7 protein-coding genes and 1 pseudogene are annotated in these 8,195 nt (G+C 70.2%); 2 read left to right on the top strand and 6 right to left on the bottom strand.

Annotation, left to right across the window (positions count from 1 at the left end; all coding sequences use genetic code 11):
* The 4 genes from H0X00_RS18795 to moeZ all read right to left on the bottom strand — a co-directional run.
* The coding region (locus H0X00_RS18795; RefSeq protein ID WP_293773888.1) for an ATP-dependent helicase at positions 1 to 1,040 on the bottom strand (1,040 nt) is incomplete at its 3' end.
* A gap of 54 nt (positions 1,041 to 1,094) precedes the next feature.
* Complete coding sequence (locus tag H0X00_RS18790) at positions 1,095 to 1,418, bottom strand: MGMT family protein (RefSeq protein WP_367186695.1); 324 nt, start codon at positions 1,416 to 1,418, stop codon at positions 1,095 to 1,097.
* Between the two features lie 71 nt (positions 1,419 to 1,489).
* On the bottom strand, positions 1,490 to 2,374 hold the full coding sequence (locus tag H0X00_RS18785; protein WP_293773885.1) for a serine protease: 885 nt from the start codon (positions 2,372 to 2,374) through the stop codon (positions 1,490 to 1,492).
* 285 nt (positions 2,375 to 2,659) lie between these two features.
* The gene (moeZ, locus tag H0X00_RS18780) at positions 2,660 to 3,820 is read right to left on the bottom strand and encodes an adenylyltransferase/sulfurtransferase MoeZ (RefSeq protein ID WP_293773883.1); all 1,161 of its coding nucleotides are present in this window, start codon (positions 3,818 to 3,820) and stop codon (positions 2,660 to 2,662) included.
* Between the two features lie 138 nt (positions 3,821 to 3,958).
* On the opposite strand from moeZ, the gene H0X00_RS18775 reads away from it, so the two are divergent.
* Both H0X00_RS18775 and H0X00_RS18770 read left to right on the top strand, forming a co-directional pair.
* A complete protein-coding gene (locus tag H0X00_RS18775) occupies positions 3,959 to 4,975 on the top strand; it encodes a GlxA family transcriptional regulator (RefSeq protein WP_293773882.1) in 1,017 nt (338 codons plus the stop codon).
* A gap of 142 nt (positions 4,976 to 5,117) precedes the next feature.
* Positions 5,118 to 6,227 carry a hypothetical protein gene (locus tag H0X00_RS18770; RefSeq protein WP_293773880.1) on the top strand — a complete coding sequence of 370 codons (1,110 nt, stop codon included), beginning with the start codon at positions 5,118 to 5,120 and terminating at the stop codon, positions 6,225 to 6,227.
* Positions 6,228 to 6,362: 135 nt separating this feature from the next.
* On the opposite strand, the gene H0X00_RS18765 is transcribed toward H0X00_RS18770, so the two are convergent.
* Together H0X00_RS18765 and H0X00_RS18760 are read right to left on the bottom strand one after the other, a co-directional pair.
* On the bottom strand, positions 6,363 to 7,343 hold the full coding sequence (locus H0X00_RS18765) for a Ku protein (RefSeq protein ID WP_293773878.1): 981 nt from the start codon (positions 7,341 to 7,343) through the stop codon (positions 6,363 to 6,365).
* 71 nt (positions 7,344 to 7,414) lie between these two features.
* Positions 7,415 to 8,195, bottom strand: a pseudogene (locus H0X00_RS18760) (hypothetical protein); the annotation flags it as partial.

Below are 8,195 nucleotides of genomic sequence, written 5' to 3'. Positions count from 1 at the left end.
GCCGCGGGCAACCCGGCCAGCGGCAGCCGACGCGCCACCTCGCGGGAGGCGGACAGCAGAGCCGGCACGGCCCGCCGGGACGTGCGCAGCACCACGGTGCGGGCGCGATTGCCGTCGCGGTCGGGGAAGTCGGACGGGAAGTCGAGGATGCCGCGCACGTCGGCACCGCGGAAGGCGTAGATCGACTGGTCGGGGTCGCCGAAGACGACGAGGTCGCGCCCGTCGCCGGCGAGGGCCCGCAGCAGCCGGACCTGGCTGGGGTCACTGTCCTGGTACTCGTCCACGAACACCGCGTCGTAGCGGGCCCGCAGGTGCGCGCGGACTCCTGCGCTCTCGGCCAGCCCAACCGCTCGGCGGACCAATTCGGTGTAGTCCAGCACGCCCCGGGCGTCGAGGAGGTCGCCGTACTCGTCGGCGAAGTCGGCGAGCGCCAGCCACACCGCGGCGGTCTCGTCCTCACTCGGCCCGTCAGGACCGGCCGCGAGCCGGCGCAGATCGATGTCGCGCTCGCCCACCCGGGCGAGCACGTCGCGCACCTCCTCGGCCAACCCGCGGGTGTTCAGGCAACGCGCGATCGGGTCCGGCCAGTCGCGCTCGCTGCCGCGCAGCCACTCGCGTACCGCGACGTCCTGCTCGGTGGCCGAGAACAGGCGCAGCGGGCGACCGGCGTCCTCCGCCGGGACCTGGCTGGTGACCAGCGCGTGGCAGAAGGAGTGGAAGGTCGTGGCGGTCGGGCTGGCGGTGGTCCGACCCACCCGGCGGGCGATCCGGTCGCGCAGTTCGCCCGCCGCCTTGCGGCTGAAGGTCAGAACCGCGATGCGTTCCAGATCGGTGCCCGCCTCAACCCGGCGAGCGACCGCCTCGACCAGCGTCGTCGTCTTACCGGTGCCGGGCCCGGCCAGCACCAGCAGCGGACCACCGCCGTGTTCGACGACCGCGCGCTGCGCCTCGTCGAGGGTCGGGACGACGACCGGCTCCGGTGGGGTACGGACGAGCCGGTACTCGACTCGACTCCCCCGCCCCGATCGCCCCGATGTCACGGGCCCATCACACCACCGGGCGCCGACAGCCGAGCCGCCGAGTCGCTCCGGATGTCATCCGTTGTGAGGCCGGCCGTCCCAACGCGCGCGGCGCATGTCCACCTTGCCGGTGGGACGCAGCGGCGTTCCCTCCGCCAGCCACTCGCGGCGGGCGCGGACCTCCAGCCCGGACGCGGCGGAACCGTCGGCCCGGATCACCCGCCACCACGGGACGCCGGCGCCGTGGCCGGACATGACCTTGCCGACCGAGCGCGGGCCGCCCATGCAAATCAGCTCGGCGACGTCGCCGTAGGCCAGCACCTTGCCCGGCGGGATCGCCTCGACGGCGCCCAGCACCGCCTCGATGAACTCTTCCGAGGAGAGCAGGCCGCCGGACATGGGTCCGCCCCGCGGGTTCACATCCCGCGGGGCGGATCGGTCCATGGCCGTGATTGTTCAGGTGCTGCGGATCAGAGGCGACCGGTGATCCCACCGAGGGCCGGGACGGCACCGGGGACGAACGCCTCCGTGCCGTTGGCCAGTCGCAGCCCCTTGATGCCCGAGTGCGACTGCGCGTAGCTCAGCGCCTTGGCCAGGTCCGAGACCCCGTTGCTGCCGGGGATCGGCGCAAGCGCCAGCGTGGAGAGGATGCCGAAGGCGTTGCCGTCGGAGTCCAGGAAGCCGCTGCCGGAGTCACCGGGCACGCCGGGGGTCGCGGTGAAGATCGTGTGGGTCCAGCCCTCTCCCTCGTCGGCCACGACGAAGCCCTGCTTCGGCGAGAGCTGCGCGACGCCGCCGCGCAGCGGCGAGTTGCCGTAGCTGAGGACGGCTTCCCCCGAGCCGAACGGCGTGGTCCGTAGGCCGACCGGGCCACCGAAGACCGGGATCGACGGATTGACCTGCGAGACCGCTCCCTTCGGGATCGAGATCAGCGCGAAGTCGTTGAACGCGCACGCGTTCGGGTCGGTCTCGCCGGCCTTCTGCATGGCGAGCCAGGAGTTGTAGACGAGCTTGCCCGTCACCCCGGACTCCCCGAGCGCCACCGGCGTCCCGAGCGGGAGGCTCTCGGACTGGCAACCGTCGGTCTCGTTCGCCGTGCCGGTTCCCGAGCAGTGCGCGGCCTGGCCGAGGTAGGTGTTGCCCAGGCTGTCGGTGAAGACGAAGTTGGAGGTGCAGGTGGCGGTTTCAGCGGTGACCGTCTGGATCCCGGGATGGATCGTCGAGACGTCGGCCGCGGCGAAAGCCGGCGTCGTTCCGGCGTTGGCTCCGGAGGTCGGGATGGCGATCGCAGCGGTGGCGGCCGCGGCGGTCACGAGTGCACTGATGGCGACTCGGCGGAACGGATTCGAGCTCATCTGATGGAACTCCTTAGTCATCCGGCGGGATGAGGGACGGCGATACGAGACGTACTACCCCGTATTCGGTTTGCACCTATTGCGGGATCGGTCACGTTATTCACGGACCCTGTGCGTGAGCCATGAACTGTGGATGAGCCCCTTGTGCCCAAGAGTGCCTGCGTTGTCTTGATCGACAAGGGCAGCCACGTCCGGCTTTGCCCAATCCGTGCCGACGCACTGTGCGCAACGCCAAACGGCGCCTGAGGGATCCTCAGACGCCGTTGTGAAGTGGGCGGAATGTCCTTAGTAGGAAGGCTTGTCCGGCTCGATCTGACTGACCCAGGCAGTGACGCCGCCGCCGACGTGGACCGCGTCGGCGAAGCCCGCGTTCTTGGTGACCGCGAGGGCCTCGGCGCTGCGACCGCCGGACTTGCAGTAGATGACGATCTGCTTGTCCTTGGGCAGCTTCTCCAGCGCGCTCCCGTTGAGGAATTCGCCCTTGGGAATCAGCGTGGCGCCGGGGATGGAGACGATCTCGAACTCGTTCGGCTCGCGGACGTCGATCAGCTCGAACTCCTTGCCGGCGTCCATCCACTCCTTCAGGTCCTTCACCGAGATGGTGGAGTCCTTGATGGCGTCGATGGCCTCCTCGGAGACCGAACCGCAGAAGGCGTCGTAGTCGATCAGCTCGGTGATCTCCGGCGCGTTCGGGTCGCGGCGGACCTTGACCGTCCGGTACTCCATCTCGAGGGCGTCGTAGATCATCAGCCGGCCGACGAGGGGCTCGCCGATGCCGGTGATCAACTTGATCGCCTCGTTGACCATGATCGAACCGATCGACGCGCACAGCACGCCGAGCACGCCGCCCTCGGCGCAGCTCGGGACCATGCCGGGCGGCGGGGGCTCCGGGTAGAGGTGGCGGTAGTTCGGGCCGTACTCCTCCCAGAACACCGAGGCCTGGCCCTCGAAGCGGTAGATCGAGCCCCAGACGTAGGGCTTGCCCAGCAACACGGCCGCGTCGTTGACCAGGTAGCGGGTCGCGAAGTTGTCGGTGCCGTCCACGATCAGGTCGTAGTCACGGAAGATGTCCAGGACGTTGGACGAGTCCAGGCGCACCTGGTGGATGTTGACCGTCACCAACGGGTTGATCTCGGCCACCGACTCCTTGGCCGACAGCGCCTTGGACTTGCCGATGTCGGACTGGCCGTGGATGACCTGGCGCTGCAGGTTCGACTCGTCCACGACGTCGTCGTCGACGATCCCGAGGGTGCCCACGCCGGCCGCGGCCAGGTAGAGCAGCGCGGGCGAACCGAGGCCGCCGGCGCCGACACAGAGCACCTTGGCGTTCTTCAGCCGCTTCTGCCCGATCATCCCGACGTCGGGAATGATCAGGTGACGGCTGTAGCGCCGCACCTCTTCGACGGTGAGTTCATCAGCCGGCTCGACGAGCGGGGGCAGTGACACGGCGTACTCCGGTGCTCGGGGGGATTCTGGCGGGGCTGTCCTGAGAAGGACATTTCCGCTGGTCGTCGTCCCAACGGTGTCACGCCCCCAGAGATTCCGGCCAATCCGGGTGGCCCCGCTCACCCGAATACCGCCGACATGACTGATGTGGCGGTAGGGGTCTTCGTCGTCGACGAAGTCGCCGACTTCGGGCTGGCCGCGATCCTGGAGGTGCTCAGCACCGCCAACGCGCTGCGGGACCAGGTCAGCCCGGCCGCGCCGGCCTGGGCCGTCACCACGCTCGGACTCGGGTGCGAGGTTCGTTCCGGCGCGGGGCACCGGATTCCGACGACCCCGGTCTCCGAGCTCGACCGACTGCCGGACCTGCTTCTCGTGCCCGCGATCAACGTCAAGGGGGCCGACGCCCTGGTCCAGCTCGTCTCTGCCGAGCCGAACCGGACGGTCCTGGAACTGATCGCCCGGGCGCGCTCGGAGGGCGTCGAGCTGGCTGCGGCCTGCACAGGGACGTTCTTCCTCGCCGAGGCGGGCGTGCTCGACGGTGTCAGCGCGACGACGAGCTGGTGGGTCGCGCCAGCCTTCCGCCAGCGCTACCCGCGGGTGACGCTGGAGGAGGGGCACGCGCTGCGCCGCGCGCCCGGGATCACCACGGCGGGCGCCGCGTTCTCCCACGTCGACCTGGTGCTCTCGCTGGTCCGGGCGCAGAGCCCGGCGCTCGCCGAGTTGGTGTCGCGCTACCTGCTGATCGGCACCCGGCTCCCCCAGGCCGCCTTCGCCGTGCCGGGCGTGATGGCCGCGCACGACCCGCTGACCGCGTCCTTCGACCGCTGGATCCGGCAGAACCTGTCCCGCTCGTTCACCGTGGCCGCGGCCGCGAAGGCGCTGAACATCTCCGAGCGCAGCCTGCAACGCGCCACCGCCGCGACCCTGGGCATGACCCCGGTGGACTTCGTCCACGAAATCCGGCTCGACCACGCCACCCACCTGCTGCGCAGCACGCAGCTGTCCCTCGAAGCGATTGCGACGGAGGTGGGCTACCGCAACGTCGGCACCCTGCGCGACCTGGCCCGCCGCCGGCGCGGGATGACCCTGCGCGAACTCCGGCGGGGTCCGACTTCTGCGGGAGCCGCGCCGGATCGGGTGCCGGAACCGGACTGAGCTACGGGCGCCTGGAGGCGTGTCGGGATCGGTGTGCAATCTGTCGGGCGCCTTTACCTCGCCGTCACAGCCCTCGCCCAAACCGCCCCGAATCAGGCACATAAGTGGCTCATCGCCATCCCCTCGCCGTTCGGAGCAACCCATGACTCGGGTACGACCACGCACTCGCGCCGCCGTCGCCTCGGCCGCCGCCGTCGCCGCACTTCTCGGTCTCGCCGTCAACGGCGGGGCCGCGTCCGCCGCACCGGGCTTCGCCACCGGCCGCCCCGACGCATTGCCCGGCGACCCCGCGCTCTCGGACTACAACGCCCCGAAGTCCGACGGCAAGGTCACCGTCACCCCGATCGATTTTCAGGTCGAGAACCAGCTCGAGCCGGGCTCGTCCTACACCCTGCGCGGCTTCCTCTACGAGCCCAAGGGCAAGGAGGGCTGCACGTCCTCGATCCTGCAGGCGAACCACGCCCTGACCACCGGCGCCTGGTACTGGGACATCCCGTACGAGCAGCAGAAGTACTCGATCGCGCGCAAGGTCGCCGCGTCCGGGATCCCCTTCCTGGCGTTGAACAAGCTGGGCTACGGCCAGCCGAATCACCCCTTCCGCGCCTCCGACGAGCCGCCGGGCAACACCGTCACGATCGAGGCCCTGGCCGACGCCAGCCACCAGGTCACCCAGCAACTGCGGGAGCGGGGCTACAAGCACGTCGGCCTGATCGGTCACTCGGCCGGCAGCGAGGAGTCCGAGATCCAGGCCGGGCTCTACCAGGACGTCGACGCGCTGATCCTGTCCGGCTTCACGCACCTGCCGACGCCGGAGTTCACCGAGCAGTTCCTCACGCAGGAAGTTCCGCGCGCGATGCAGGAGGACTACCCGTACTTCTTCGGCGACATCAAGAACCGCGACAGCTTCCTGTTCACCGACAACATCGACCCCAAACTCGTGCAGGCCCTGCACCCGCTGGTGAACGAGACCCCGTCCGGGGAGATCCTCTCGATCGGCCCGCAGCCCTCGCGCTTCCTCGCGACCCAGGTCAAGGCCTCGGTCCTGCAGCTGATCGCCAACGAGGACCGGATCTTCAGCAAGGACGGCGCCCCGTTCGACGAGGCTGCGTTCGTCAGCAGTGACGACGTCACGTTCCTGGACTACGACGGCATCGGCCACGGCCTGGAGTTCCACAAGCCCACCGGCCCGCAGGTCACCGCGGACGTCGTGGACTGGCTGGCCGAGCGCCCGAAGGTCATGCCGGCCTGCTGACCCGACCCACTGCCGCGGGACATCGTGCCTGGCGGGCGCTTGTCAGCCCTGGCGGGCGCTTGTCAGCCCTGGCGGGCGCATATCGGCCCTCGTGCGGGCTGATGTGCGCCCGTACGGGACGACGTCCCGCAGAAGCTAGGCCGACTTCTTGGCCGCGGCCTTCTTCGCGGGAGCCTTCTTGGCGGCCGTCTTCTTGGCCGCCGGCTTCTCCTCGGGCTCCGCGGCGACCTTTTCGGCGGCGGTCTTCTTGGCGGCGGTCTTCTTGGCGGCGGCCTTCTTGGCCGGAGCCTTCTTGGCGGCCGGCTTCTCCGCCGGGGCCGCGTCGCCGTCGGCGGCGCGGCGCTCCTTGGCCCGGGCCACGCTCTGGCGCAGGGCCTCCATCAGGTCGACGACCTCGGCGGCAGGCTCGGCGTCGTCGTCGAGGGTGACGACCTCGCGGCCGGCGACCTTGGCGTCCACGACCGCCTTCAGGGCGGCGGCGTAGTGGTCGGTGTACTCGTCCGCGTCGAAGTCGCCGGTCAGGGTGTCGATGTAGGCCTCGGCCATCTTGACCTCGGCGTCCTTGACGTTGACACCCTCACCGGGGGCCAACCCCTTGGCGTCGCGGATCTCCTCGGGCCAGAGCATCAGCTGCAGCAGCAACAGGTCGCCGTAGGGGCGGATCGCGGCCAGCGACTCCCGGGACCGCAGGGCGACCTTCACGATCGCGACCTTGCCGGTGGCCCGCAGCGCGTCGCGGAGCAGCACATAGGGCTTCTCGCCCAGCTGGTCGGCCTGCAGGTAGTAGCTCTTCGCCGTCGCGATCGGGTCGTACTGCTCGGCGGGCACGAACTGCAGGACGTCGACGGCCTTGGTCGAGGGCAGCGGGAGGGAGTCCATGTCCTCGTCGGTCAGCACGACCATCTCCCCGCCGCCGAGGTCGTAGCCCTTGGCGATATCGCTGTAGGCGACCTCTTCGCCGTCGATCTCGCAGAACCGCTTGTAGCGGATCCGACCGCCGTCGGCGACGTGCACCTGCCGGAGTGAGACGCCGCGCTCCTCGGTCGCGGAGAACACCCGTACCGGGATCGAGACCAGCCCGAAGGAGATCGCGCCCTTCCAGATCGTCTGCGGCATGTCCCCATCCGTCCCACGAGTTCGCAGCAGTCCCGCGACTGCTCTGGGCTCACGGTAGCCGCGGGGGCCGACTAGCCGCAGCCTTCCCCGGCCCGCTCGTCGCGTACGGCCTTGATCTGCTTCTTGGTCGCCGTCCAGTCCTTCTCGCGGTAGGCGTACATCCGCTCCTCGGGAGAGGCCGGGACCACGAACAGGCGGCGCTGGCCGGCGATGATGTTCTCGTCGACGCCCGGCGAGTTCACCGTGCTGCCGTAGACCTCATAGGTCGCGGTGACCGGCCCGGAGGCCGGCGCGATCCATTCGGTGACCAGGAAGGTCACCTTGAAGTGGGCTCCGTCGGGCGCGGGCTGCACGTTGGTGATGTTGCCGATGAAGATCGCCCGGGCGCAGGCCACCGCGTCGGCGAATGCCGCGTTGGCGCCGGCGGCAGCCTTCCCCGACGAGGCCCCGGCGACCGGCGCGGGCGCCGCGTTACGGCTGTCCTCCAGCGCCTGGGAATCGGCCGCCTGGCCGCTGCCCGGAAGGGCGCCGGTCGTGGTGCCGGTCCCCGTGGTGCCGGCATCGGTGGGGGGTAGGGACCCCGCGGCGCTGTCGGTCGTGGTGCCGAATGCGTCGTCGCCGGCCATCGTCTTGGCCTCGGGCGCGACCGGCGCAGCCGCCCTGTCCAACGCGGATTCCGGAGCCCCGGCGGCGGTGGCGGACTCGTCGTTGTCCGAGCCACCGGTGGCGGACATGGAGAGCGGGATGCCCACCCCGAGCACGACCACCAGGGAGGCCGCGGCAGCGAGCACGCGCGGGTTCAGCTTGGTGCGCCAGGAGCTCATCTGCACGACGGTCGCCCCACCAGCAGAC

The organism is Sporichthya sp., from assembly GCF_013815995.1.
Lineage (GTDB): Bacteria > Actinomycetota > Actinomycetes > Sporichthyales > Sporichthyaceae > Sporichthya.
This window is presented reverse-complemented; position numbering and strand designations above follow the sequence as displayed.